This is a genomic window from Rhodococcus spelaei (genome assembly GCF_006704125.1).
GTDB lineage: Bacteria > Actinomycetota > Actinomycetes > Mycobacteriales > Mycobacteriaceae > Rhodococcus_G > Rhodococcus_G spelaei.
Genome location: NZ_VIGH01000001.1, coordinates 377919 through 401758, shown reverse-complemented (window position 1 = coordinate 401758; position 23840 = coordinate 377919). Strand labels below are relative to the sequence as shown.

23 protein-coding genes are annotated in these 23840 nt (G+C 69.5%); 13 read left to right on the top strand and 10 right to left on the bottom strand.

Features of this window, described 5'->3' with window-relative positions:
• The first annotated feature begins 25 nt into the window (after positions 1-25).
• Together rfbA and FK531_RS01785 are read left to right on the top strand one after the other, a co-directional pair.
• On the top strand, positions 26-901 hold the full coding sequence (gene rfbA / locus FK531_RS01790) for a glucose-1-phosphate thymidylyltransferase RfbA (RefSeq protein ID WP_142094920.1): 876 nt from the start codon (positions 26-28) through the stop codon (positions 899-901).
• 2 nt (positions 902-903) lie between these two features.
• The gene (locus FK531_RS01785; protein WP_142095321.1) at positions 904-1491 is read left to right on the top strand and encodes a dTDP-4-dehydrorhamnose 3,5-epimerase family protein; all 588 of its coding nucleotides are present in this window, start codon (positions 904-906) and stop codon (positions 1489-1491) included.
• A 243-nt stretch (positions 1492-1734) separates the two neighbouring features.
• On the opposite strand, the gene FK531_RS01780 is transcribed toward FK531_RS01785, so the two are convergent.
• Positions 1735-2988, bottom strand: coding sequence for an MCE family protein (locus FK531_RS01780; RefSeq protein ID WP_246097770.1), 1254 nt, complete (start codon positions 2986-2988; stop codon positions 1735-1737).
• Between the two features lie 229 nt (positions 2989-3217).
• Between FK531_RS01780 and FK531_RS01775 the strand changes: the two genes are divergently transcribed.
• Entirely contained in the window at positions 3218-4384 is a 1167-nt protein-coding gene (locus tag FK531_RS01775; RefSeq protein WP_142094919.1) for a S1C family serine protease, read from the top strand.
• A 10-nt stretch (positions 4385-4394) separates the two neighbouring features.
• On the opposite strand, the gene FK531_RS01770 is transcribed toward FK531_RS01775, so the two are convergent.
• Together FK531_RS01770 and FK531_RS01765 are read right to left on the bottom strand one after the other, a co-directional pair.
• Positions 4395-5783 carry a DUF1254 domain-containing protein gene (locus FK531_RS01770; protein WP_142094918.1) on the bottom strand — a complete coding sequence of 463 codons (1389 nt, stop codon included), beginning with the start codon at positions 5781-5783 and terminating at the stop codon, positions 4395-4397.
• Between the two features lie 91 nt (positions 5784-5874).
• Positions 5875-6342 carry a GtrA family protein gene (locus FK531_RS01765; protein ID WP_290367590.1) on the bottom strand — a complete coding sequence of 156 codons (468 nt, stop codon included), beginning with the start codon at positions 6340-6342 and terminating at the stop codon, positions 5875-5877.
• A gap of 143 nt (positions 6343-6485) precedes the next feature.
• Here FK531_RS01765 and dprE1 point away from each other — a divergent pair, with 143 nt between their 5' ends.
• The 5 genes from dprE1 (at position 6486) to FK531_RS01740 (ending at position 13160) form a co-directional block, all read left to right on the top strand.
• Positions 6486-7937, top strand: a complete 1452-nt coding sequence (gene dprE1, locus FK531_RS01760; RefSeq protein ID WP_142094917.1) for a decaprenylphosphoryl-beta-D-ribose oxidase — start codon at positions 6486-6488, stop codon at positions 7935-7937.
• Positions 7937-8698, top strand: a complete 762-nt coding sequence (dprE2, locus tag FK531_RS01755; RefSeq protein ID WP_142094916.1) for a decaprenylphospho-beta-D-erythro-pentofuranosid-2-ulose 2-reductase — start codon at positions 7937-7939, stop codon at positions 8696-8698. Before dprE1 ends, dprE2 begins: the two co-directional genes overlap by 1 nt.
• A 158-nt stretch (positions 8699-8856) precedes the next feature.
• Entirely contained in the window at positions 8857-10692 is a 1836-nt protein-coding gene (locus FK531_RS01750) for a galactan 5-O-arabinofuranosyltransferase (RefSeq protein ID WP_142095318.1), read from the top strand.
• 130 nt (positions 10693-10822) lie between these two features.
• A complete protein-coding gene (locus FK531_RS01745) occupies positions 10823-11710 on the top strand; it encodes a DUF8832 domain-containing protein (RefSeq protein ID WP_142094915.1) in 888 nt (295 codons plus the stop codon).
• Between the two features lie 82 nt (positions 11711-11792).
• Positions 11793-13160: an MFS transporter gene (locus FK531_RS01740; RefSeq protein ID WP_142094914.1), complete on the top strand. Its 1368-nt coding sequence runs from the start codon at positions 11793-11795 to the stop codon at positions 13158-13160.
• Between the two features lie 10 nt (positions 13161-13170).
• Here FK531_RS01740 and FK531_RS01735 read toward each other — a convergent pair whose 3' ends face one another.
• Both FK531_RS01735 and FK531_RS01730 read right to left on the bottom strand, forming a co-directional pair.
• Positions 13171-13371: a PspC domain-containing protein gene (locus FK531_RS01735; protein ID WP_142094913.1), complete on the bottom strand. Its 201-nt coding sequence runs from the start codon at positions 13369-13371 to the stop codon at positions 13171-13173.
• Positions 13372-13535: 164 nt separating this feature from the next.
• Entirely contained in the window at positions 13536-13979 is a 444-nt protein-coding gene (locus FK531_RS01730) for a DoxX family protein (RefSeq protein WP_142094912.1), read from the bottom strand.
• A 194-nt stretch (positions 13980-14173) separates the two neighbouring features.
• On the opposite strand from FK531_RS01730, the gene FK531_RS01725 reads away from it, so the two are divergent.
• Together FK531_RS01725 and FK531_RS01720 are read left to right on the top strand one after the other, a co-directional pair.
• On the top strand, positions 14174-16027 hold the full coding sequence (locus tag FK531_RS01725) for a DEAD/DEAH box helicase (RefSeq protein ID WP_142094911.1): 1854 nt from the start codon (positions 14174-14176) through the stop codon (positions 16025-16027).
• A complete protein-coding gene (locus FK531_RS01720) occupies positions 16027-16602 on the top strand; it encodes a hypothetical protein (protein WP_142094910.1) in 576 nt (191 codons plus the stop codon). Before FK531_RS01725 ends, FK531_RS01720 begins: the two co-directional genes overlap by 1 nt.
• An 8-nt stretch (positions 16603-16610) precedes the next feature.
• On the opposite strand, the gene FK531_RS01715 is transcribed toward FK531_RS01720, so the two are convergent.
• Positions 16611-17081: a MarR family winged helix-turn-helix transcriptional regulator gene (locus tag FK531_RS01715; protein WP_142094909.1), complete on the bottom strand. Its 471-nt coding sequence runs from the start codon at positions 17079-17081 to the stop codon at positions 16611-16613.
• A gap of 81 nt (positions 17082-17162) precedes the next feature.
• Between FK531_RS01715 and FK531_RS01710 the strand changes: the two genes are divergently transcribed.
• On the top strand, positions 17163-17714 hold the full coding sequence (locus FK531_RS01710; RefSeq protein ID WP_246097768.1) for a carboxymuconolactone decarboxylase family protein: 552 nt from the start codon (positions 17163-17165) through the stop codon (positions 17712-17714).
• Positions 17715-18123: 409 nt separating this feature from the next.
• Here FK531_RS01710 and FK531_RS01700 read toward each other — a convergent pair whose 3' ends face one another.
• On the bottom strand, positions 18124-19377 hold the full coding sequence (locus tag FK531_RS01700; RefSeq protein WP_181762773.1) for a KasA/KasB family beta-ketoacyl-ACP synthase: 1254 nt from the start codon (positions 19375-19377) through the stop codon (positions 18124-18126).
• A 40-nt stretch (positions 19378-19417) separates the two neighbouring features.
• Here FK531_RS01700 and FK531_RS01695 point away from each other — a divergent pair, with 40 nt between their 5' ends.
• Positions 19418-19978: a TetR family transcriptional regulator gene (locus FK531_RS01695; protein WP_142094908.1), complete on the top strand. Its 561-nt coding sequence runs from the start codon at positions 19418-19420 to the stop codon at positions 19976-19978.
• Here FK531_RS01695 and FK531_RS01690 read toward each other — a convergent pair.
• Entirely contained in the window at positions 19975-20580 is a 606-nt protein-coding gene (locus FK531_RS01690; RefSeq protein WP_142094907.1) for a TIGR03086 family metal-binding protein, read from the bottom strand. The two genes, FK531_RS01695 and FK531_RS01690, sit on opposite strands and share 4 nt — an antisense overlap.
• Complete coding sequence (locus FK531_RS01685) at positions 20577-21578, bottom strand: sigma-70 family RNA polymerase sigma factor (RefSeq protein ID WP_142094906.1); 1002 nt, start codon at positions 21576-21578, stop codon at positions 20577-20579. The genes FK531_RS01690 and FK531_RS01685 overlap by 4 nt, the downstream gene beginning before the upstream one ends.
• Positions 21579-21755: 177 nt before the next feature.
• Between FK531_RS01685 and FK531_RS01680 the strand changes: the two genes are divergently transcribed.
• Positions 21756-22142, top strand: coding sequence for a VOC family protein (locus FK531_RS01680; protein ID WP_142094905.1), 387 nt, complete (start codon positions 21756-21758; stop codon positions 22140-22142).
• A gap of 15 nt (positions 22143-22157) precedes the next feature.
• Here the strand turns inward: FK531_RS01680 and FK531_RS01675 are convergent, their stop codons facing one another.
• The gene (locus FK531_RS01675) at positions 22158-23579 is read right to left on the bottom strand and encodes a protein kinase family protein (protein WP_142094904.1); all 1422 of its coding nucleotides are present in this window, start codon (positions 23577-23579) and stop codon (positions 22158-22160) included.
• Between the last annotated feature and the right edge of the window lie 261 nt (positions 23580-23840).

The following is a 23840-nucleotide window of genomic DNA, read 5'->3' as shown; positions in this document are numbered from 1 at the left end:
CCGGGTGCGTGGGACACTGCACGGCATGCGCGGAATCATTCTGGCCGGTGGGACGGGGTCACGGCTGCACCCGATCACCCTCGGGGTGAGCAAGCAGCTGGTGCCGGTCTACGACAAGCCGATGATCTACTACCCGCTGTCCACCTTGATGCTGGCCGGCATCCGCGACATCCTGGTCATCACCACCCCTGAGGACGCGGATGCATTCCGCCGACTGCTCGGCGACGGCTCCCAGTTCGGCGTGAACATCGGCTACCGCGTGCAACCGAGTCCCGACGGCCTCGCGCAGGCGTTCGTCATCGGCGCCGACCACATCGGTTCCGACACCGTCGCACTGGTGTTGGGAGACAACATCTTCTACGGCCCCGGCCTGGGCACCCAACTGACCCGATTCGAATCACTCACCGGCGGAGCGGTATTCGCCTACCGGGTCTCCGAGCCCGGCGCGTACGGCGTGATCGAGTTCGACGCCGACGGGCGTGCGGTGTCGCTGGAGGAGAAGCCGAAGTCGCCGCGGTCGCAGTTCGCGGTGCCGGGACTGTACTTCTACGACAATGACGTCGTCTCGATCGCGCGCGGGCTCGAGCCGTCCGCGCGCGGCGAGTACGAGATCACCGACGTCAACCGCACCTACCTGGAGGCGGGCACACTGCAGGTGGAGGTGCTCCCCCGCGGCACGGCCTGGCTCGACACCGGCACCTTCGACTCCCTGCTCGACGCGTCGAACTACGTGCGCACCATCGAGGAACGGCAGGGCCTGAAGATCGGTGTGCCCGAAGAGGTCGCCTGGCGGCGCGGGTTCATCGACGACGACCAGCTGCGCGAACGCGCGGAGACCCTGGTCAAGTCCGGCTACGGCGACTACCTGCTCGGGCTGCTCGAGCGCGGCAAGGACTGGTGACGGTGGAGTTCCGTGAACTGAGCATTCCCGGCGCCTGGGAGATCACGCCCCGACAGTTCGGCGACGACCGCGGGGTGTTCCTGGAGTGGTTCAAGGGCTCGGCGTTCGAGGCGGCGGTCGGGCGGCCGCTGAAGTTGCAGCAGGCGAACTGCTCGGTGTCCGCGGCCGGGGTGCTGCGCGGGGTGCACTTCACCGATTACCCACCCGGGCAGGCGAAGTACGTCACCTGCGTCAAGGGCGCTTTCCTGGACGTGATCGTCGACCTGCGGGTCGGGTCGCCGACGTTCGGCCGGTGGGACAGCGTGCTCATCGACGACGTGGACCGTCGGGCCGTGTACCTGTCCGAGGGACTCGGGCACGCCATCCTCTCGCTCGAGGACGACTCCACGGTGATGTACCTGTGCTCGATCGAGTACACCCCGAGCCTGGACCGGGACCTGCACCCGCTCGACCCGGACGTCGCCATCGAGTGGCCGACGGTCGGGCGCGACGGCACGGCCCTGGCCTACCAGCTGTCCGAGAAGGATTCGGCGGCGCCCACGCTGGCACACCTGGTCGAGGAAGGTGTGCTGCCGAAGTTCGACGGGTGAGTGAGGCGCCGTCGCGTTGGCACCCTGCCTTCCGTCACCGCTGACCGAGAGGCCCACCGGAGGCCGGAATAGAACTCGACCCGGTACCGTTGAACGGGCTGGCGACGTCCGGACATACCCCGGGTACCACATCATATTTGTCGCTGCGAGCGACCACTTGCCGAGAGGCGATATGGCGGGCATCGTCACCGGAGGCCGTCGGCACCTGTTTCAGGTGCCGGCGGCTTCACCCTTTTCGGGCCGTCACTTCGGGGTGACGCCCGTCAGTCGTGCCAGCTGTGTGGCGATCGGGTTCAGGTTCAGCGTCTCGGGCGCCTTCTTCGGCTTGTTGTCCCACGGCTGCGGGGTACTCGGATCGGCGTAGGCGATTCGGTTCGCGGACCGGACACCGGTCGCGCTGCCGAGCGGGGTGGTGCAGTTCGCCTCGGTGTTGAGCGGGAAGTCGTCGCGGGTCTCGTCGAAGTCGGGGTTCTCCCGCTTCATCCGTTCCACGATCTCGCGGGTGCCCTCGTAGCCCTGGGTGCACGGCGGCGGGTTGTTGGTCTCGGCGAGCAGACCCAGGTGGATGGTGCCGTCGCCGGGGGTGACGGTGCTCGCGCCGCCGGCCAGCGCGGGCAGGTAGGTGAGCAGGGTGTTCAGCGCCAGCGCGCGGGGCCCGAGCGAGCGCGACAGCTGGGCGACATTGGTCAGGTTCGTCGTCAGGTTCGCGCCCGACGCGGCCAGCAGCGACCCGACCTGCGTGCTGGCGGCAGTGCCGGTGTCGATCAGCCGTCGCAGGTCGGGGTCGTCGGACTTCAGCTGCTGCGAGAGCAGTTCGAGGTCCGCGCTGAAGTCCCTGATCGAGGAGGACTGCGCCGCCTGAGTGTCGAGAACCTTCCGACCGTCACGGATCAGCGTTGTCGTCTGGGGCAGGTTGTCGGTTCCGGCCTTCGACAACGAGTTGACCGAGTCGACGAGCTTCTGCAGGTCGTCGCCCTTGCCGTCGAAGGCCTCGCCCAGCTCGCGCACCGTGGTGGTCAGCGAACCGAGCGGCACCGAGTGCACGAGTGTGTTCGTGCCGGCGAGCACCTGCTCGACCGGGACCGGGATGACGGTGTTCGCCCGCGCGATGTGGAAGCCGTCGGTCAGGAACGGTCCGCCGTCGGAGGAGGGCTGGAGATCGACGTACTGCTCACCGATGGCGGAGCGGTTCGCGACGACCGCCTTGGCCGTGGCGGGCACCTTGGGAGCGTCGTTGTCGAGCATCAGATCCACCGCGACGCCGTCGTCGGTCAGTCGCAGGTTCCCGACCGTGCCGACCGGGACGCCGCGGTAGGTCACCTCGGCGTTGGTGAAGATGCCACCGGAATCGGCGAAGTTCGCAGTCACGGTGTACTGGCCGAAGCCGAGCAGATTGTCGAGCCGGACGTACTTGCCGCCGACGAACACCAGGCCGACGAGCGCCAGCAGCGCGAGCCCCACCAGCTGCCAGCGGGCCATTCGTGACAGTGCAGGCATCGTCCACCTCTGCTGATCGTCGTCGTTCTCACGGCCAGCCGGCCCCCCGCCACTGCCTAGTACGCGAATGAAATTACTCATGAGTAGGAATTAGCTGCAACTGAAAGTTACGTACATCTCATTTCCGCGCGCCCGAAAGCGCGCACTCGCGACAGGACCCCAGTAGCGTCTAGAGCACGACTGCGCAGGATTCGGAGAGGGCGGCTGCGCCGCCGGATGCAGGGTGTGGATGGACAGCAGGGAGCGCGACCGACGACGGCCGCCGCGTCACCGTGGCCTGCGTGCGCTGCTGCTCGTCGCCGCGGTCGCCGGATGCCTGCTGGTCGGCGGCCGACTCGGCACCGACTCGCCCACCCTGCCGAACATCCCGGCACCGGTCGCCGCCCCCGCGCCCGCGCCCGTCCCGCTCGCCCCCGCCGAGATCGCGGCCCGCGTGGTGCCGACCATCGTCACCATCACCTCCGCCGCGGGCCCGCTGACCACCGCGGGCACCGGCATCGTGCTCACCCCCGACGGTGTGGTGCTGACCAACCACCACGTCATCGACGGCGCCACCGACATCAGCGCCACCACCCTCGTCGACGGGTCCCGCCACACCGCGCAGGTACTCGGCTACGACCGGTTCCGGGACGTCGCGGTGCTGCGACTCGACGACGTGACCGGCCTGCCGACCGCCACGCTCGGCCGGTCCGCGGACCTGCACCGGCACGACCCGGTCATCGCGATCGGCAACGCGGAGGGCGGCGGGATACCGCTGTCCGCGCCCGGCGAAGTGGTCGGCGTCGGCCAGTCGGTCACCGCGCGCAACGCCTCGGACGGCAGTCGCAACCGGCTCACCGGCATGATCGAGGTCGACGCGGACATCCGGCCCGGCGACTCCGGCGGGCCACTGGTCGACGCGTTCGGCAAGGTCGTCGGCGTCAGCACCGCGGGCAACACCGGGATGCGTCCGGCGCCTGTCGATCCGGGGCATTCCGCCGGCTCCACGCCCGCACCGGATTCGCCGCCGACGACGGGCGCGCCGATCCCGATCGAGTCCTACGCCATCCCGATCGACGATGCCGTCGCGCTGGCGGACCAGATCCGCGGGGGCCGGACCTCGGAGACCGTGCACATCGGGCCGACGCCGCTGCTCGGCGTCGCCGTCACCGATGTCGGCGAGACCCAGTCCGGGGCCAAGGTGGTCGCGGTCGGCGCGGGCAGCCCCGCCGAACAGGCCGGGATCGCGCGGGGAGACGTGATCGTGTCCTGGGGCGCGAACCCGATCCGCTCGTCGAGCGACCTGACCGTCGAGATGACCGCCCGCCATCCCGGCGACCGCGTCGACCTCGGCTGGGTCGACGGCGGCGGCCGGCAGCGGACGGGATCGCTGACGCTGACCGTCGGCGCACCCTGACTGTCCGTTCTCAGGCGGGGGTGATGTCCCCCAGTTTCCAACTGCGGTCGAAGTACGGTTCCAAGGGGCCGTAGAACCGGAAGTATGAGAACCAGTGCCGGCCCGGGATGGTCTGGACCCAGTTGGCCTCCCTGCCGCCCGGCGCGGTCGGCCCGAAGTAGAGGTCGACGGAGCCGTCGTCATTCTTGACGAGGTCGGGATCGCGCGATCCACGGTCGCCGCGCTGCTGCTCGTTGTCGATCAGGCAGCGGGTGTCGACGTCGTAGACGGTGGCCGACCAGAACAACTTGGCGGGCGGATCGGCGGGGACGTGCAGCGTGTAGTGCTCGCCGCCGTCCAACCACTCGCCCGCCGCGTCGGTGTACGCGCCGAGGTACGCCTGTCCGACGCCCGGCGTCTGACTCTTCATCGCCTCGGAGAAGCTGACCGCCTCGTAGAACCAGGCGGCGCGCTCGAGCAGCTGGTCGTGGTGCTCGCCACGCTGATCGGAGTGGTCGAGCTGGGCGACCAGATCCCACTGCCGGTCCGGCCAGTACAGGGCCCCCGGGAAGCGCTTGGCGAACGAGTTGGCCTGCGCCATCAGCTCACCTGTGGCGGTAGCCGCGGTCAGGATCCGGGTCAGCCGCTCGTCGGGTTCGAACGGTTTGCCCTTCTCGATGCCCAGCTGTTTGAGCATCGCCAGGTAGAAGCGGTCGCGCTCGTCGACGATCTCGTGCTGATAGATGTCGTGCAGTCGAACCCAGTAGTCGAGGCCGCGCGGCTGGTCGCCGTTCCACGCCCGGCCTGCCGGGGAGACGATCCGGGTCTGCGGTGCCTCGCGTCCATCGAACGGGGTGATCCGGATCCCGTCGACCAGCTTCTGGGACCGCGCCGGGTCGGGGTCCAGCGTGCGGAAGCCGAACATAACGTTCATGCCGCTCGCCTCGTGCACGTAGTAGCTGTCGTCGACGTCGGGCGTGTCCTGCCCGGGCGGAACGATCAAGTGCTTGCCACCGCGGCCCTGGTCCGGGCCCATCTCGCCGAGGATCCCGCATTCGCGCTGCCAGAAGTCGGACAACCCGCCCGCGGTCGGTCCGGGTGGCAGTTCCACGACCAGCGGTCCGGTCTGGCTGAGGTCGATGAAGTTCAGGATGTACGGCGTCGTCGCATTCGCCGTGATGAGGCCGAGACGGTCCTGATAGGTGACGTAGTGCACCAGGTCGTAGTCCGTCGCGCCGAACACGTCCCGGTGCTGCGCCTGCCATTGGGCGTACGACACCAGCGGCAAGGACCACAGGTACGCCTGGCAGGCCAGCTGATGATCGAGCTCGTCGAAGATCGTCGGCAGGTCCGCGCGGCGGGGAAGCTCGCCGTCCATCCGAACATTCGCCAAGGTGCCGTGGACTGGTGAACTGGGCATGTGTTCCTCCGAGAAGTTGGGCGTCACCCCACCATTCCCCGGACCGACGGCCTTGTCGTCACCCGGCAAGGATGACGACCGACCGCCGCGACTACCGGATCTTGAAGATCACCATCCGCTGGACCAGGAAGTTGATCACCGTCGCGGTGCCCTGCGCGATCAGGTAGGCGAGCGGGACGCGCCACCACACGTCCGGAAAGGTGTGGTACATAACCTGATTGAGGCCGACCTGCACCGCGAAGGTCACCGCGTAGAGCGCCACCACGGCGATGAACCGCGCGCGACTCGGTTCCGCCTGGAACGTCCACCGGCGGTTGATGACGTAGGCGGTGGTGGTGCCGGCGACGAAGCTGATCGACTTGGCCACGGCGACGGGCAACCCGATCGCCAGGCCGACCACGTACAGGCCGAAATCGACCACCGCGGACAACGCGCCGGTCGCCACGAAACGCACGATCTGGGTCTTGAGATCGACCTCGGGCTGCACCGACTCGTCGGCCAACGGGAGGTCGACGGCCAGCGGCACGTGCGGCTTGGGACTTTGGGGGGTACCGGACACGAATCGAGCGTAGGCGACGGTGCGACGGAGGCCCGACGAGCGTGCAGTTGTCGGGGCAAATGTCGAGTTTCGGCGACCGGATCTGCACACTCGGCGCAGCGACCGGGGTATGCAATCGCGGCCGACGAGTAACCTCTACACCGATGTCCACGACAGCAGAAGAGTCGCCTGCCGCGCTCACGCCGCCGCAGCCTCTGACAACCCAGACCCGCACCCTCACCGGTTGGGGGCGCACCGCCCCGACCACCGCGGAGGTGCTGTCCACCCCCGACGTCGAGGTGATCGCCAGCGCAGTCGCGCAGGTCGCCGAGCACAACGACGGGAAGCCGAGCCACCTGCGCCGTGGCGTCATCGCCCGCGGCCTCGGCCGCTCCTACGGCGATCCCGCGCAGAACGCGGGCGGCCTGGTCATCGACATGAATGCGCTGAGCCGCATTCATCGCATCGACCGGGAGACCGGGCTGGTCGACGTCGACGCCGGTGTGAACCTGGACCAGCTGATGAAGGCGGCTCTGCCGTTCGGCCTGTGGGTCCCGGTCCTGCCCGGCACCCGCCAGGTCACCATCGGCGGCGCGATCGGCTCCGACATCCACGGCAAGAACCACCACAGCGCGGGCAGCTTCGGCAACCACGTCGTGTCGCTGGACCTGCTCACCGCGGACGGTCAGGTGCGCAAGCTGACCCCGAAGGGCGGCAAGAACGACCCGAAGGGCGCGCTGTTCTGGGCGACGGTCGGCGGCATGGGCCTGACCGGCATCATCCTGCGCGCCACCATCAAGATGACGCCGACCGAGACGGCGTACTTCATCGCCGACAGCAGGCGCACGGAAAGTCTCGACGAGACGATCGCGCTGCACAGCGACGGCAGCGAGGCCAACTACGACTACTCCTCGGCGTGGTTCGACGCGATCTCCGCGCCGCCGAAGCTCGGGCGCGCCGCCGTCTCGCGCGGCAGCCTCGCCACGCTCGACCAACTGCCGGCGAAGCTGCAGAAGGATCCGCTGCGGTTCAACGCCAAGCCCCTGGTGACGTTCCCGGACATCTTCCCGAACGGCCTGGCCAACAAGTTCGACTTCACGATCGTCGGCGAGCTGTACTACCGCAAGACGAAGAACGCGACGAACCAGGTCCAGAACCTGACGGCGTTCTACCACCCGCTCGACCTGTTCGGCGAGTGGAACCGCGCCTACGGGTCCAACGGATTCCTGCAGTACCAGTTCGTGGTCCCGACCGACGCCGTCGACGAGTTCAAGAAGATCATCGTCGACATCCAACGCTCCGGGCACTACTCGTTCCTCAACGTGTTCAAGCTGTTCGGCGACGGCAACCAGGCCCCGCTGAGCTTCCCGATGCGCGGCTGGAACGTCTGCGTCGACTTCCCGATCAAGGCCGGCCTCAACGAGTTCGTCACCGAACTCGACAAGCGGGTGCTCGAGTTCGGTGGCCGGCTGTACACCGCGAAGGACTCGCGCACCAACGCCGAGACCTTCCACGCGATGTACCCGCGGATCGGCGAGTGGATCGCGACCCGTCGCAAATACGACCCCACAGGCGTTTTCGCCTCCGACATGTCCAGAAGGTTGGAACTGCACTGATGATCAACGCCGTGGGTAACCCCCAGACCCTCCTGCTGCTCGGCGGCACCTCGGAGATCGGCCTCGCGATCTGCGAGAAGTACCTCGAGAAGGCGCCGATGCGGGTCATCCTGGCCGCGCTGCCTGGCGACCCGGGCCGTGACGGCGCCGTCGCGCAGCTGAAGGCCAAGGGCGCCACCGAGGTCGACGTCATCGACTTCGACGCCGTCGACACCGAGTCGCACCCGAAGGTCATCGACGAGGCGTGGTCGAAGGGCGACGTCGACGTCGCGATCGTCGCGTTCGGCCTGGACGCCGACGCCGAGGAGCTGTGGCAGAACCAGCGCAAGGCCGTGCTGGTGGCCAACGTCAACTACACCGCGGCTGTCTCCGTCGGTGTGCTGGTCGGCGAGAAGATGAAGGCGCAGGGCTTCGGTCGCATCATCGCGATGTCCTCGGTGGCGGGCGAGCGCGTCAAGCGCGCCAACTTCGTCTACGGCTCCACCAAGGCCGGCCTGGACGGCTTCTACCTGGGCCTCGGCGAGGCCCTCGCCGAGTACGGCCCGAAGGTGACCGTGGTCCGCCCGGGTATGGTGCGCACGCAGTTCAGTGCGCACGTCAAGGAGGCCCCGCTGACGGTGAACAAGGAGGACGTCGCCGCGCTGGCCGTCTCCGCGTCCGACAAGGGCAAGGAAATCGTCTGGGCACCGGGCCCGTTCCGCTTCGTGATGGTGATCCTGCGGCACGTCCCCCGCGCCGTCTTCCGCAAGCTGCCGGTCTAGGCGGCTCCGCCGCCCGTGAGTCCTTCTGGTCCGCCTGCGGGCCACAAGTACTCACGGGCGCGTAGCGCCTAGACTCCGAATTCGTGACGACCACCGCCAGCACTGCCCCGCCCCACCCCGTTCAACCCGCCCGGCGGGCGATCGAGGCGATCGGCGAGATGGTGCTGGCGGCTGTCGTTGCGGCCGTGGTCGCGGCGGTCGGACTGGTCGCATTCTCGGTGGTGCACTGGCCGGCGTTCAACTCCTCCAACGTCACTCGCGCCCTGACCACTGTCGGCCAGGTGGCCGCGATGGTGCTGCTGGCCGTGTCGGTGTGGCTGCTGCGCGCCGGTCGCGCCCCCCTGGTGGCGAAGGCACTCTCCTGGGTGGGGGTGTCCGGATTCGTCACGGTCACCCTCGGGATGCCGTTGGCCGCGACGAAGCTGTACCTGTTCGGCGTCTCGGTGGACCAGGAGTTCCGCACCGAGTTCCTCACCCGGATGACCGACACCGCGGCCCTCAAGGACATGACCTACGCCGACCTGCCGTCGTTCTACCCGGCGGGCTGGTTCTGGGTCGGCGGACGCGTGGCCAACCTGCTGGGGATGTCCGGCTGGGAGGTCTTCAAGCCGTACTCGATCGCGTCGCTGGCGGTCGCGTCGGTGATCGCACTCGTGTTGTGGTCCAGGCTGATCCGCGCCGACCTCGCCGTCGTCGTGACCCTCGCCGTGAGCGCGATCGCGCTCGCCTACGCCTCCCCCGAGCCGTACAGCGCGGTGCTCGTGGTGCTGCTGCCGCCGGTGCTGGTGCTGGCCTGGGGCGGTCTGCACCGCGCCCCCGGTTCCGGCGGCTGGGGCGCGATCGTCGGCACCGGCGCCTTCCTCGGCCTGGCCGCCACCTTCTACACCCTCTACCTCGGCTGGGCCGCGTTCGCCGTGACGTTGATGGCGCTGGTCGCGGCCGGGTTGGCATGGCGCGCGGACGGATTCGCCGCGGTGCGCGATCCGCTGCTGCGGCTCGTCGCGGCCGGGGCGATCGCCGGGCTGATCGCGTTGATCGTGTGGACGCCGTTCCTGCTCGAACTGCGCCACGGCTCCCCCGCCGGTTCGGGCACCGCCACGCACTACCTGCCCGAGCCCGGCTCCACCCTGCCGCTGCCGATGTTCGACGCGTCCTTGATCGGCGCCCTCTGCCTGCTCGGCACGGTGTGGCTGGTCGGCCGCGCCACCACGTCGCGGCGAGCCCAGTCCCTCGGCATCGGTGTGGTCGCGGTGTACCTGTGGTCGTTGCTGTCGATGGCCTTCACCGCCGCGGGCAACACGCTGCTGTCCTTCCGTCTCGAGCCGGTGCTGCTGGTGTTGCTCGGCGCTGCAGGCGTTTTCGGCTTCGTCGACTTCTCCCGTTGGATCATCCTGGCGACCAGCGACAATCCCCGGATCAAGGCCGCACTGGTCGCGGTCGGGGCGCTGGGCGCGGTGGCGTTCGCACAGTCGATCCCGCATCACCTGGCCCCCGAGATCAACACCGCCTACACCGACACCGACGGCGACGGCGTGCGGGCCGACAAGCGGCCGCCCGGCGCCGCGTCCTACTACTCCGAGGTGGACGCGACCATCCGATCGCAGCGCCCCGAGCCGCGGTCGGACACCGTGGTGCTCACCGCGGACACCAGTTTCCTGAGCTTCTACCCGTACTTCGGATTCCAGGGCCTGACCTCGCACTACGCGAACCCCCTCGCCGAGTTCGACAAGCGGGCCGCCGCCATCGGGCGGTGGACCGAGGCCACCAGTCCCGACGACCTGATCCGGCAGCTGGACGAGAGCCCGTGGCGCGCACCGGATGTGTTCGTCTTCCGCAAGAGCGCCGACGGCTACACGCTGCGGCTGGCGCAGGACGTGTACCCGAACGACCCGAACGTCAAGCGCTACACCGTGACCTTCCCGACCTCCCTGTTCGACGACCCGCGGTTCACCACGACCGAGGTCGGACCGTTCGTCGTCGTCACCCGGCACTGACCCCGGCCGGGACCAGCCACCCGGTCGAACCCCGACACACCCCGCACGGCGATTCTCCACACCCCTTGCGATACCCCCAGGGGGTATGTATCTTCGTTCCTGGGACCACCCCGCAACGAGAGGAACGACGATGAGCACCCACACCCACGACCAGCACGCACACGGCACCCACGCCAACGGCGGCCACGCCAACGGCGGCCACGTGGCCGCCGACCAGGCCCAAGCCCACGCCCACGCTGGCCACGGCGGCCACACGGCTCACGCGCACGGCGGCGGCGACCATCCCGCGGGACTGCCGGGCGGACTGCAGATCACACAGGACGGCTACACCCTGGACCTGGCCGAGACCGTCGTCCGGCCCGGCGACCTCGACCTCCGGTTCCGCATCCTCGGCCCCGACGGCCGCCCGGTCACCGACTACACCTCGATCCACGACCGCGACCTGCACCTGATCGTCGCGCAGCGCGAGCTGACCGGCTTCTGGCACGTGCACCCCGAGCTCGCCGACGACGGCACCTGGTCGGTGCGCCTGCACCTGCCGGAGGCCGGCGCCTACCGGGTGTTCACCGACATCGCGCCGACCGCGCTCGGACGCACGATCACGCTCGGCGCCGACCTCGCCGTCGCCGGCGACTACGACCCCCGGCCGACGCCCGCCCCGAACCGCGCCGCCGTCGTCGACGACTACGAGGTCACCCTCGACGGGGACCTGACCACCGGCGCTGGCGGCCTGCTGACCCTCACCGTCCGCCGGAACGGCGTGCCCGTCACCGACCTGCAGCCGTACCTCGGCGCCTACGGGCACCTGGTGGTGCTGCGCGCGGGCGACCTCGCCTACGTCCACGTCCACCCGAACGGGGCGCCCGGCGACGGGGTCACCGCGCCCGGCCCTGCCGTCACCTTCCACACCGCAGCACCGGGCGTCGGAACGTACCGCCTGTTCCTCGACTTCCGGCACGACGACACCGTCCGCACCGCCGCGTTCACCCTCACCGCGGCCGCACACCACCACCACTGACACCCACCGGAGGCGACCCGATGTGCGACTGCTGCTGTCCGCGTACCCGCGACCCACCCCATCGACGAAGGAACCCACCACCGTGTCCGAGTCCACCCTCACGTCGCTGTTCGCGAACCGCGACTACCTCCGGCTGTTCACCGCCCAGGTGTCGGCCCTGTTCGGCACCGGCCTGACCACGGTCGCGCTCGGGCTGCTCGCCTACGAGCTCGCAGGCGCCGACGCGGCAGCGGTGCTCGGCACCGCACTGACCATCAAGATGGTCGTCTACGTCACCGTCGCCCCGGTCGTCGCCGCCTACGCGGGCCGGCTCCCCCGGCGACCGTTCCTGATCTCGCTCAACGCGATTCGCGGGGCGATCGTGATGGCGCTGCCGTTCGTCGACCAGGTCTGGCAGATCTACCTGCTGATCGCGATCCTGCAGACCGCTTCCGCCGCGTACACCCCGACCTATCAGGCGATCATCCCGGACATCCTCCCCGACGAACGCGAGTACACCCGCGCGCTGTCGGCCGCGCAGCTGGCCGCCACGATGGAGACCCTGCTGAGCCCGATGCTGGCCGCGGTTGCCCTGACCCTGGTGAGCTTCCACTGGCTGTTCGTCGGCACCGCAATCGGATTCGTTGTCTCGGCCGCCCTGGTGATCGCCACGCGCATCCCCGACAGCACGGCAACCACGGAGGGCACGTTCCGGGACCGGATCACGGTCGGCCTGCGCATCTTCGCGGCCACCCCACGCCTGCGGGGACTCCTCGGCCTGAACCTCGCGGTTGCGGCGGCGGGGTCGGTGATCATGGTCAACACCGTCAACTACGTCCGCGACAGCCTCGGCGGAACCCAGTCCGGCGTGGCGGTTCTGCTGGCCGCCAACGGGTTCGGGACGATGATCATCGCGCTCACCGCACCGCGGGTGCTGGACCGGGTCGGGGCCCGGCCGGTGATGCTGGCAGGCGGCGGAACGCTGCTCGCCGGTCTCGGGGCGGCGATCCTGCTCTCGCTCGCGGACGGTGGCAACTGGCGCTGGGCCGCCGCGGTCGGAGTGTGGGCGGTCGTCGGCGCCGGCACCGCTGCGGTGCTCACCCCCACCGGCCAGGTGCTGCGGCGGTCCTCCGGCCCGGCGGACCGACCCGCCCTGTTCGCCGCACAGTTCTCGCTCTCCCACCTTGCGTGGCTGGTCACCTACCCGATCGCGGGATGGCTCGCGGCCTCCGGGTTGACCACGACCTGGGTGACGCTGTCGGTGATCGGTGCCGCCGGACTCGGTGCGGCACTGTGGATGTGGCCGCGGCACGACCCGGAGTTGATCACCCACCTGCACGACGCGGAGTCGCTCACCCCCGCCGAGCGGGCGGCGGCCGACCTCGTCGGGGACGACCTCTACCGGCACACCCACGCGGTCGTCATCGACGCCGCGCACCCGCGCTGGCCGCAGCCGGTCCCGGTCAGCTGATCCGACGACCTCACGCGGGCAACAGCATCCACAGCGCGAGGTAGACGAGGACGGCGGTGCCACCGGTGGCGAAGGCGGCGAGGACGGCGCCGGCTCGCACGAGGTTGGCGTCGACCCCGAAGTACTCGGCGATGCCGCCGCACACGCCGCCGAGCATGCGCTGCGTGGTCGAGCGGGCGAAGGGCTTGGTGGTGTTGCTGTCGAAGGTCATGTCGACATCCTGTCGCCCGGGCCGGGGTCGGCGCATCAGGTGTCACCCCGAATTCGACCCTGATCTTCGCCCGGAGTCCCGCCCCCACCCGCACCGAATGGGCCATCCGGTCAGTTGAACTGACCGGATGGCCCATTCAGGACGGTGGCACGCGGGACGCGGCGTCAGCGGCGGACGAGCGGCATGATCGCCCGAACCCGGGCGTCGCGCAGGTACAGCCCGCCCCAGACCAGGATCCCGAAGTAGATCGGGGCCAGGGTGGTGCTCAGGATCGGCTGCTCGGTGAGCAGGTTCGTGGCCACCGCCCCGCCCAGGTAGCCGGTCAGCAGGACCGCGCCGAGGATCGACGTGACGGGCACCAGGTAGATCACCAGGCACGCGAGCAGCACCACGCCGAACACCCGGTTCAGGCTCGGGTCGAACCCGAGGTCGGCCATCGCGGTGCGCACCTGTTCGACGTTCGCGATGTGGGTGAGCGAGTCGAAGAGGAAGAACAGGACGACGACGCCCGTGACGATGCGTCCGACGAGCCGGGTGCGCGGCGAGATCGGGTGGGTGCCGGCGACGGTCGCGGGGGCGATGGTCGAGGTGTGCGGCGTGGTGGTCATGGCGGGCTCCTCGGGCCTGATGCTCCGCGCACGGTGCGTGAAGCTGTTGCCAGGTAGACCAGCGGCGGTCGGAAAACTCATCGCCGCCCGGTCAGAGCCGCACAGACCGGGTTCCGTCAATGTCGGGAAAACCACAGCTGAACTGCAGATTTATCGTGGCAAGAAGAGCGGGGCCGGCGCTACCCTCGGCGACCATGGACGAGTCGAACCCGAATCCCGGACGCCTGCAGGCCACCCTCGTGCCCGCGCAGGCGTCGCTCGCGTGGTGGGGCGTCGACGACGTCGAGGCGGCCCTGACGGCATACGGCCTCCCGTCCGGCACTCCGGCGCAGGTGCGGCTCGCGGTGCCCGTCGACGCGACGACGGTCGCACCGCGGACCGTGCAGGCACGACTGGTCGACGTGCCCACGGCCCTGCCCGCGCTGCGCGACCTGCGTCCCGACCTGCCCGCCGACGAGGTGGGGGCGTCGGTGCGGGCCTGGCAGCGAGCGGCGCAGGTGGCGGACGGCGACGTCGCCGATCTCGCCGCGTCGATGCCGGCCGCCGCGCATGCGGCCCTCGACGGCGACGAGTCCACCATCGACGGGGCGGCGGCGACGCTGCGCCGGTTCGGCGCGACCGCCGCCCTCACCCGGGACCTTCGGGCCGCGCGCATCCGAGCGACCCTACGGCCCTACCAGATTCACGGGGTGGCCTGGCTCCGCGCGCTCGCGGGCGAGGGCGGCGGCATCCTGGCCGACGAGATGGGCCTGGGCAAGACGCTGCAGGCGATCGCCCTGCTGGCCACCCGCCCGGGCCCGCACCTGGTGGTGTGCCCGACCTCGGTGATCGGCAACTGGCGGCGGGAGATCGACCGTTTCGCACCGGACCTCGCGGTGACGGTGCACCACGGTCCGCACCGATCCCTGCCGGCAGACCCGACTTCCATCGTCCTGACCAGCTACAGCGTCCTGCGCTCCGACGCCGACGCCCTGGCGGCGGCGAAGTGGGACGCGGTGATCTTCGACGAGGCCCAGCAGATCAAGAATCCCGGCTCGCAGGCCGCCAAGGCTGCCGCCCGGCTGGAGGCGACGATCAAGGTCGCGATGACGGGCACGCCGGTCGAGAACCGGCTCGAGGAACTGTGGTCGCTGCTGCACGTCACCAACCCGGGGGTGCTGGGCACCCGGTCCCGGTTCCGGCAGCGGTTCGCCGCGCCGATCGAGTCCGGTCGCTCCGCCTCGGCCGCGGCGCGCCTGGCCACGGTGATCGACCCGTACGTCTTGCGCCGCACCAAGGCACTGGTCGCGACGGACCTGCCCCCGAAGCAGTACGCGACGATCGCGTGCACCTTGACCGACGAGCAGGCTCGCCTGTACCGCGCCGCCGTGGAGACCGCGTTCGACGCGGGACTGGGCAGCGGCATCGCCCGGCGCGGCAACGTGCTGGCGCTGTTGACCACCCTCAAGCAGGTGTGCAACCACCCCGCGCAGCTCGGTCACGAGGGCGACCGGTTGTCGGGGCGGTCCGGAAAGTTCGACCGCGCAACCGAAATGCTGTCGGAGATCGTCGCGGACGGCGACCGCGCGCTCGTGTTCACCCAGTACCGCACCATGGGCGAGCTGCTGTCGTCGCACCTGACCGCCGAACTGGGCCTGGGCGAGGTTCCGTTCCTGCACGGCGGGCTGAGCGTGGCGCGCCGCGACGAGCTCGTCGAGGCCTTCCAGTCCGCACCCGACGCGCCGCCGGTGCTGATCCTCAGTCTCCGGGCGGCGGGTTTCGGACTCAATCTCACTCGGGCGAGCCATGTCCTGCACTACGACCGCTGGTGGAACCCGGCCGTGGAGGATCAGGCCACCGACCGCGCCCACCGGATCGGCCAGCGGCGCACCGTCAACGTGCACACCCTCGTCACCGGCGGCACCGTCGAGGACCACATCGCCGCGATGCACGAGTCGAAACGTGCTGTCGCGGAGTCGATCTCCGGCAACGCGGAGGCCGCACTCGCGGACCTGCCCGACGCGCAGCTGCGCGCCCTGCTCGACCTCGACGCGATCGGAGCAAACTGATGGCCACGAAGCTCGGAGTCACCGCATGGGGACGGGCGTGGCTGCGGACGGTCGAGTCCACGACTACGTCGACGCCGAATTCACTGTTGCCCCAAGCTCGCACGCTGGCCGGAAACGGCTCGGTCACCCTCACCGCCGTCGAGGCGGGCCGGATCCGAGCCGAGGTCACCGTCCGCGGCAAGACCGTCCCGGTCGGGATCGACCTGCCACTGTGGGACCGCAAGGAGTCGACCGCCGCCCGCGCCCTGCTCACCCGCGTCGGCGCCCGCGACCGTCGGGTCGCGGCGGGCGAGATTCCCGACAGCGTGGTTGCCGACCTTGTCGCGAAGGGCATCTCGGTGACCGGTGACGTCGCCGACCACACCACGACCTGCGGGTGCGCGGGCCGCCGGAACCCGTGCCTGCACCACCTTGCCGCCGTCTACTGCCTGGTCCAACGGATCGACGAGGAGCCCGCGCTCGCAGTCACGCTGCGAGAGCGCCGGCCGGCGACCACCGGCCGGTCCGCGGCGGGCAGGACACCGGACCGGATCCCGCTCGCCGAGGTGGATGCGGCGAGCTTCTACGGCGACTGAGCCGCTCGTCAGCCGCCGAACCAGGCCTGCGCGTCCAGCCGGTACGCCTGACCGGCGGTGACGGTGCGCAGGTCGTCCTCGAGGGCGCGGAGCCTGTCGGCCCCGATCGCGCGCGCCCAGTCGGCCTGCAACCGGTCGAAGATTGCGCCCGCGCGTCGCAGGCTGTCGAGGCCCAGTTCGGTGAGCACCACCCGCTTGGCCCGGGCATCCGACGGATCCGGTTGTCGGGAAACGTATCCCATCGACTCCAGGCGGTCGAGGGTCTTGCCGGCAGCCTGCTTCGAGATGCCGAGTCGCCTGCCCACCTCACTGGCGCTGGCACCGTCGAGCCCGACCGCCTGCATCGCGAATCCGTACGCGGGCCGCATGTCCGGATGTCCCTGCTCCGCAAGCCTGCGGTGCGTCTCGTCGATCAGCGACCGGAACCCGGCAAACAGCAAGAGGGGCAGTTCGAAGCCCGGACCCGCGCGCTCACTCATGTCGCACCCCTTGCGCAATATCGACAACCAGGTTTACCGTTTGGACAACCACGTTGTCGACCCTATCCGAAGGAAGCCACCATGACGTTCACCGCCCACACCACCGCGACCGCCCCGACCGCCGCCCGCCCGACCATGGCCGCGGTCGAGCAGCAGTTCGGCTTCCTCCCCGCCGCGACGGCACTGATGGCCGAGTCGCCGGAACTGACGCAGGCATTCGCCAGGACGAACGCCCTGTTCGAGCACGGCACGCTGAGCCACCTCGAACGCGAGGTGGTGGTCTTCGCGATCGCCACGCGCCACGAATGCCACCTCTGCGTCGCCCTGCACTCGGCGCGACTCACCCGGGACGCAGCCTCGCCCGAACTCATTGCCGCGCTACGTGAGCGCCGTCCGCTCGGCGATCCGCGCCTGGAGACGCTGCGGCAGTTCACCCTGGCCGTGCTCGATACCGCGGGCGCCGTCGACGACGTCCGGATGCGCGCGTTCCTCGACGCCGGCTTCACCCCCCGGCAGGCGCTGGAGGTCGTGCTGGGCCTCGGCACCTACACACTGTCGACCTTCGCCAACCGCATGACCGGGGCGCCGGTCGACGAGGCCTTCGCCCCGTTCGCCTGGGAGGGCGTCGCGTAGCCCGTTTCGCGATTCCGCGTCGCCGCCGGGGCCGCCTTGCCGTCATCGATGACCCCCCTGACCGGCACCACCCGGATGTACCTCACCCGCGACCTCGACGCCTTCGTCCGCGACCACCGGGGCGCGCAGTTCACACGACCTGTGGGGTCCGATCGGCGCGGAGAACGACGCCACCTGGAACCTCGACCGGGGCGGCGGGCAGGAGAAGGCGTTCTGCTGCATCAACGCCACCGCGCGCGACTTCGCGAAGATCGGTCAGCTCGTCCTGGACGACGGCCGCGTCGGTGACACGCAAGTCGTTCCGCCGGCATGGATCTCGCGGACCGGTACCCCGGCACCGAACAGGACGAGCAGGAGACGTTCGGGGTGCTGCGGGCGATCGCGGCGGCCGACTAGGGGAGCATCGTCGCTACGCCCGACCGAAGGCCAGGGTGACGTTGTGGCCGCCGAAGCCGAACGAATTGCTCAGGTCGTAGTCTACCCGCTGATTGCGCGCGGAACCTGAGACGATGTCCAGATCTACTGCAGGATCCTGGTTTTCGAGGTTCAAGGTCGGCGGGACAACCTGATCACGAATCGTCGACATGGTGAGGATCGCCTCGAGGGCGCCGACCGCCCCGATCGAGTGACCGAGGGCCGACTTCGGCGCATAGACCGTCGCGCCCTTGGTCACCGCCATGATCGCGTTCGCTTCGGACGCGTCGCCCACCGGGGTGGACGTCGCGTGAGCGTTGACGTGGTCGATGTCCGAGGGGCTGAGGCCGGCGCTCTCGATCGCCTTGCGCATCGCACGAGCGGCCCCGATTCCGTCGGGGTCGGAAGCCACGATGTGGAATGCGTCGGAGGTGATGCCGGCCCCGAGCACTCGGCCGAATGCCTCTGCCCCACGGGCCCTTGCGTGCGCTTCGGACTCGAGCACCATGAGTGCGCCTGCCTCGCCCATCACGAAGCCGTCTCGGTCGCGGTCGAATGGGCGTGACGCGCGATCCGGTTCTCCATTTCGGGTGCTCATGGCGCGCATCATGGCGAAACTCGCGATCGGGACGGCGCCGATCTGTCCTTCGACACCACCGGCGACGACGACGTCGGCCTCACCCGTGGCGATCAGTCGCCAGGCGTGCGCGATAGCCTCCGATCCCGACGAACAGGCCGAGGTCGGTGCGAAAACACCTCCCTTGGCTCCGATTTCGAGACCAACAGTCGCGGCCGGCCCGTTGGGCATCACCATCGGAACGGACATCGGCGAGACTTTTCGGTACCCGCCGCCGCGAAGCGCATCGACCGCGTCGACCAGGGCGTCGCCGCCGCCGAGCCCGGTACCGACCACCACCGCGAGTCGTTCACGGTCGACCTCGGGACTGCCCGCTTCGGCCCAGACCTGCCTACCGAGCACGAGGGCCATCTGTTCGACGAACGAGTGCCTGCGATGTTCCACCCTGGTCAACCTCGCCGATGGCAGCGATTGCAACTTGCCGCCGATGCGTACCGGGAGGTCGTACTGGTCCACGAACTCGTCTTCGAGTTGGGCAATCCCACTGCGGCCGTGCAGCAAACCGTCCCACGTGTCGTCGATGCAGTCCGCGATCGACGTCGTCGCCGCAACAGCGGTGGCCACGACGGGCCGCACACGACGGGCAGTTTCTGAAGCGATCGTTACAGTCACGATGACAACAAATACCTGTAGCGGTCGCTACAGTCAACCCATGGCTCGCCCACCCGACCACGCGAAACGCGCGGAAATTCTCGCCCAGGTAATCGACTACATCGGCGAACGCGGTCTCGCCGACCTGTCCCTGCGCCCCCTCGCGGCGGCGCTGGGCACGAGTTCGCGAATGCTCATCCACTACTTCGGCAGCAAGGAGGAGTTGCTCGCGCAGGCACTGGCAACGCAGCGGCCCGACATCGAAGAACGGTTCGCCGACGTGTCGAGTCGGGCGATGCTCCCGGCCAGGATGCGGGAGTTGTGGGCTGCGCTGACGAGCGGCGAGCATTCCACCCATACGCGGGTACTACTGCAGGTGATGGGCACCGCGTGCGTGCAGCAGGGACCGTTCGTCGAGTACTCCACGGCAGCCATCGAAACACTGGTTGCCTCGCTCACCGGTGTACTCGTGCGGCTCGGATCCGAGGTGGGCGAGGCGACCGTGGTTTCAACGCTGCTCGTGTCCGGCCTTCGTGGCATCCTGCTGGATCGGCTCATCACCGGCGACATCGAACGAACCGACCTGGCGGCGCAGCGGCTGATCGACCTGTCGCTCGGTTAAGGCCGGGGTAGACCACGCGGATCACGCCCGAGGAACGCCAGCAACCGCTCCCCCGCCCCCGCATCTCCCGACACCTCGACGGGCGGGCCGAAGCGCACCGACCGGTCCGCATCCGTGACGAATAGCGCTGCGCAGGTGAGCAATTCGCCCGCGAGGGCGGACGGTATCGGACGGGGGCGACCACACGCGACGGACACGTCCCACCCGTGTACCGCGACCTCGAGCGCCCCGGCGGAGGGCACGATGTCCGCCAGCACCGGGACCTCGCCGATCCGGATGGGCGCGGGGTCACCGGACCCGGCCCAGGACCCGAGCAGATGACAGGCCCGATCCCGTAGGGCGGCAACGGGATCGGCATCGGGATCGGGCGCCACCGGGTCGGGGACCAGCGTCACCGTCCGATCGTCGACGGCCTCCTGCAGGGTCGCGAGGGCGTCGTTCATGTGTGCCAGCAGTGCCCGCAGGTCCCACTCACGACACGGCGTGGGCGCCGACATGTCCTGCGGCGTCACCAGTTGCAGGCTGCCGAGCGTGTAACCGATTGCCCGCTCGAGCAGTGCGACCGGGTCGGCCACCGGCCACACCACCGCGCTGCCGGTCATGACTCGAGCGGAGCCGACGGAGCGCCCCACACTTCGGGCAGACCGAACTTGGCGAACAGCGCGACGTCGAAGAACGCGGTCACGTGACCGATCCCGGACGGTCCCAGCGTGACCACCTGCAGCTGGAACGCGCGGTGGACGCCGTCGGGGTCGCGCATGTACATCGCGAACGCCGGCTGCCCGTTCGACACCGTCGGAATCAGCTTCATGTCGCCGGGCCCCTGTGCCGGGCAGTTGTTCTCGATGAGAGAACGGATCGCGTCCGGACCCTGGTACCAGCCGACGAACGGCGGCATCTCCCAGACCGCGTCCTCGGTGAACAGTTCCTTCAATGCCGCCATGTCGTACGTCTCGAACGCCGCCATGTACCGGTCGAGCAGCTCACGCTGATCCGGCCGGACCGGTTCCACGACGGCGTCCTCCGTCGGCGCGGCCTGGTCGATCTGCGCGCGGGCCCGCTGCAACGCACTGTTGACTGCCGCGGTGCTGGTGCCGAGCAGCTCGGCCACGTCCGCCGCAGGCCAGGCCAGCACCTCACGCAGGATCAGCACCGCCCGCTGCTTCGGCGGCAGGAACTGCAGCGCCGCGATCAGCGCCAGCCTCATGCTCTCGCGGGACGTCGCGACCACCGCGGGATCGCTCGCTCCGGTGCCGAGCAGGGTGTCGGGAATCGGCTCGAGCCACGGCACCTCCCGCTGTTCGACGAGGTCGTCGGCAGGGTCGGAGCTGGGCGCGCCGAGGCCGGTGGGCAACGGTCGCTTGCCCTTGCTCTCGAGCGCGGTCAGGCACGTGGTCGTCGCGATCCGGTACAGCCAGGTCCGCAGCGAGGAGCGGCCCTCGAACCGGTCGTAGGCCCGCCACGCCTTCAGGTACACCTCCTGGACCAGGTCCTCGGCGTCGTGCACCGAGCCTGACATTCGGTAACAGTGGGCCAGCAACTCCCGTCGGTACGGCTCCGCCAGCGGGGCGAACTCTCCACGAACTGCGCTCTCGGTCATGCACCTCACCCTTCCGTGATCGGTCTCTGGAGTACAGACCCCGCGCGAGCGCAAAACTCATCGGTCGGCGCCGGGCGGGCTTGCGAGCCCGCTTCCGGGCCGGTTGAATGTCGGCAGCGTCGCGTGTCGATGACGGACTGCGTCAGGCATGGAGGCGTCGAACATCAAGGGGTCACTGTGACCATCACGTTCAACCACACCATCATCGCGGCGAAAGACCGTCAGCACTCGGCCGACTTCCTGGCCACCCTCTTCGGACTACCCGAGCCGACGCCGTGGGGCCCGTTCACCACCGTCGAACTCGACGAGGGTGTGCAGCTCCATTTCGCCGAACCACCCGTCGACGAGATTCAGATACAGCACTACGCCTTCCTCGTCGACGACGAGGCCTTCGACCGGATCTATGCCCGCATCCTCGACGGCGCAATCGCGCACTGGGCAGACCCACAGATGCGGCTGCCCGGCGAGATCAACACCAATCACGGCGGCCGCGGCGTGTATTTCAGCGATCCGGCAGGGCACGCCATGGAGATCATCGCCAGGCCGTACGGGTCGGCCGAGTAGCCGGCCGCCGGGAGGTCAGCTGGTGAAGCCGATCTCGGCGAGATCGGCGTGGTAGGACCCCTCGACGCCGGTCAGTCCCGAGATCCACACGAGTAGGCCGGACGCCGGCCCCGCGTCCCGCAGCGCGATGGTGGTGTCACGCGGACCCAGCACCCCCTCGCCGAGCACCGTCGTGTCCTCGAGCCGTCCGCCCGGCGGCGGGGGCGTCCGGATCTCCACTCGCGCACCGGGTGTGGACGAGACGATCCACACCGCGCGCGTCACCGTGTCCGGCGGCAGCGCGACGACCAGGCCGACGCCGTTCTTGAACGCCGGGAACTGCTGCCGGTAGGAGTCGGTGGACCACCCGGTGGCGAAGTTCGCGTCGATCGCCAGCCCCGCGTCGGCGGAGTTGTCGGGGAACTGCTGAGGCGAGAACACCGACGCACCGACGGGAATGACAGGAACCGCAGGTGGCGGTGCAGGTTCGGCCGCTGCGGTGGCGACGGGCAGGACCGCCGCCAGTCCGGGAGCCTCCGGGTCCGGAGAGGTGACCGCAGCGGTGCCGATCAACCATCCGATCGTGCCCAGTACCAGCACGGTCGTCACGGCGGCCGCCGACAGGATCGCCAGCCGGCGTGGCGACATGGTGTCGGCGTCCGCCGGGGTGACGACGGTGGCCGCCGCCGCTCGCGCCGTCTCGGTGACGTCGGCGAGGGTGTCGGCGGTCGCGGCCGCGGTCGTCGTCGTGCCTGGACGCAGCAGTTCGGCGATCGCGGTCGACAGTTCCGGCGGCGTGCCCTCGGGAAGCGGCGCGGTGTCCAGGGATCCGGATGTCAGCGCACCGAGCACGCGGCCCAGTCCGTGCAGGTCCACCTCGGGACGCGCGTTGGCCCGTGTGCCGGGGAACGCCAGGTAGGCGGCACCGTCCAGGCTCACCCGCACCCGACTCGCGCCGTCCAGCGACAGCACGGTACCGAGCTCGTGGGCCTCCGCCACCGCCTCGGCCAACGCGGTGGCCGCCCTGGCCGCTCCCGACGGCGACGTCTCGCCCCCGACGGCCTCGCGCAGAGACACGCTCGGTATCCACTCGGCGACCACGAGAGACAGGGAATCCGTGCCCACCATGTCGAGAATCCGCGCGACCGCAGCCGATCTGATCCGGCACAACCAGATCGTCCGACCGAACATCTCCGCCGACTCGCTCGGGTCGGTGCCGGAAGCGACTATGGTCAGCGCCACTTCGCGGCCGACCGCCAAGTCCGTTGCGTGCCAGAATTCGAGGCCGTCGACTCCGCCGCAGGGCGCGAGCAACCGATATCGTCCGTCCAGGAGAACGGCCCCCGGGCACAGCACCCGTGACGGCTCCACCACCGGGGGACGCGGCAACGTGGGTGGCTCCGACGGCGTGGCCGCGGACGCCGCCACCGGCTTCCTCTGCTTCTCCGTAGAGCTCATCGCACCACCGCATTTCGCGGTAGGCACGCATGCCTACCGCTCTGCGTTCTCTGAACTTGCCCACTGCCGCAACGAAGCCAGGCCATGATTGATCATGGCACGCAGAACCGGGGGAACTCGTAGACACGCGACGTCGACAACATCAACTTCGCGCGAAATATCTTTCGATGCTGGCGAATTCGCGGAAAGTGCTGACAACCCAGCCGAAAGTGTGCACATTTCGTCGAAACCTGTGCGTGGATCGCGGAATCGAGCGTCTCG